The following is a 2,403-nucleotide window of genomic DNA, read 5'->3' as shown; positions in this document are numbered from 1 at the left end:
GTTCTTGGCAAGCGCCGCTGGTATCCCCCGTCGCTGAGGTTCGATGCGGTCGCGCCGCTTTGCCGGCGCACTCCAAAACAGCCCGGAATCCATAAGCGGATTCGATAGACCGCGTTGTCGGGCCAGGGCGCGTTCGGATTCGCTGATACCTGTCGGCCTCGGAAGGTGCGCCTAACCCGACCGACCACGACAAGCATTCGGAGATCGGTGAAATGCCTCGCAACCGAGACCAAGCCGAAAATCTCTGGTCCCTCCAGGACGGCAAGCTGGCGCTCCTGCGTACCGCGGCGGACGAATCCGCGCGCCATGTGCGCGGGCTCTATTTCAAATTCCTCCTGTTCGCCTTCTATGTGGCGGTCATCGTCTTCTCGACCGACGACGAACAGCTCCTGAAGGGGACCGGTGCCGAGCTGCCCCTGCTCGGTGTGGAGCTGCCCCTGGTGGGGTTTTATGTGGTCGTTCCCTGGCTGGTACTGATCTTCCACGCCCATCTGCTCAGCCAGTTCTATCTGCTGTCCCGCAAGCTGTTCGACCTCAATCATGTACTCGGGTCCCTGCCGTCGGAGTCGGCGCGCATCCAGCGGGGGCTGCTCTTTCCCCTCATCTTCAGCCACCGGATCGTCGGTAGCCAGCATCCGCGGCTGATCCGCTGGGTATTCGGAGTAGCGGTGGTCGTCACCATTCTGATAACCCCCATTCTCCTGCTGGCGGCCATCCAATATAAATTCCTGCCCTATCACAGCGCATGGATCACCTTCAATCACCAACTGGTACTCACCCTCGACCTGCTGCTGCTCTGGATCTTCTGGCCCCGCCTGTCCTCCCGCTCCGGGCGCTGGCGGGACTGGTGGTCCCAGTCCCGATCCAGCTGGGGAGTCTGGGTGTCCACGGGCTTGGGAGCCTTGGTGTCTGCGATCCTGACATTCGGCGCCTGGATTCTGGTGGTTCCGCACGTCGGCGACACCGAAGAATGGTTGGCCGAGAAATGGGGGGCCAAGGACAAGGAAGAAGAGTTGGCTGAGAACCAGCCGGGACTGCCCTGGATCCATCGCAATCTGGAGCTGCGCGAACGGGTCCTGATGCGCAAGAATCCCCCGGTCGAGCTCTTGTCCACCGCCCGTGCGAAGCAGGATCAGGATCCCGAAGCGGAAGCGGGGGTCTGGATAAAGGACGGTGAGGCACTGGAGCTGCGCGGCAGAGATCTGCGCTATGCCGATTTCTCCAACAGCACGCTCTGGGACGCCGACCTTCGGGGTGCAAATCTACAATACGCGAAGCTCCAGGGTACCCGGCTCCAAGGCGCGGACATGCGTCCGATTGATCGAGATAGCGTGAAGCAGCACACAGACCTCCGGCATGCCCAGCTGGAGTACGCAAACCTTAAGGACGCGAAACTCCAGGAGGCGCAGCTCCAGGACACGGTTCTCCGAGGGGCGCAGATCGAGGGCGCGGATCTCTATGGGGCGCAGCTCCAGGGCGCGGATCTTTCCGGGGCGCAGCTCGAGGGCGCGGATCTCTCCTGGACGCAGCTCCAGATCGCGGATCTCCGAGAGGCGCAGCTCCAGATCGCGGATCTCCAACATGCGGATCTACAGGGCGCGGATCTCTCCAGGGCGCAGCTCCAGATCGCGGATCTCAGGGAAGCGCAGCTCGAGGGCGCGGATCTCCGGAGGGCGGTGGTCTATGGAACGGATTTCCAGGCCGCGGAACTCTCGCTCGCCGATCTGCGGAGTCTGCGCTGGCCGCGTGACGACTGGGAAGAGTTATCCTCCGTGTTCTCGGAGGCCGAGAAACTGGAGGCCAAGCTGGAGCAGGCAGGCGAACACTGGTCTCAGTGGAGGCGGGAAGGGGTCGAGCCGGCCATCGAGCGCTTCTGGTCCGTCGCCTTCGAGCTGCCTGTGCAACCGACGGCGATCTCGCCGCCTGAGAAACCCGACGTCATGCACGATCAACAGGGTCCGTTCAAGTGCTGGCCGGCACCGCCGGATGCGGCCGTGTTCGAGCGGGAACGCACGGATTATCGTGCCGGACTCGCCTGCAACAACCGCTACATCGCTGAAAGGATGTGGAAGGACGCCAAAAAGACGGAGTGGAACGAGGGTGATCCGGTATTGGAACAGGTACTCCGGGCCAAGGCCGAATCCGGGGCTTGTTCCGTCCTGGCCGAGGTGCTCGATAAGCTGTCTAAAACAGGGTCGTAGCCCACGTAGTGATGAATGATGAGTGATGAGTGATGAGGGCGGGAGTGTAGGATGTGGTGAGTGCGGTATGCCGCAGTAGGATTACACTAGGGCGTGTTGATATTTAATAAGGGGTGAGCCCTAATCCAATACCATTAAGTTAAGCCTCAAAGCCCCTCTCCCGGCGGGAGAGGGGTTGGGGAGAGGGCGAACGAAAACAGGG

General features: G+C 61.8%; 1 protein-coding gene. It reads left to right on the top strand.

The annotated features are described in order from the left end of the window. The first annotated feature begins 212 nt into the window (after positions 1–212). Positions 213–2,201, top strand: a complete 1,989-nt coding sequence (locus tag BQ17_RS18155) for a pentapeptide repeat-containing protein (protein WP_089729530.1) — start codon at positions 213–215, stop codon at positions 2,199–2,201. Positions 2,202–2,403 lie beyond the last annotated feature (202 nt).

This window comes from Candidatus Thiosymbion oneisti (assembly GCF_900092655.1).
Taxonomy (GTDB): domain Bacteria; phylum Pseudomonadota; class Gammaproteobacteria; order Chromatiales; family Chromatiaceae; genus Thiosymbion; species Thiosymbion oneisti.
The sequence above is the reverse complement of the archived record's forward strand: the minus strand, read 5'-3'. Positions and strand labels throughout refer to the sequence as shown.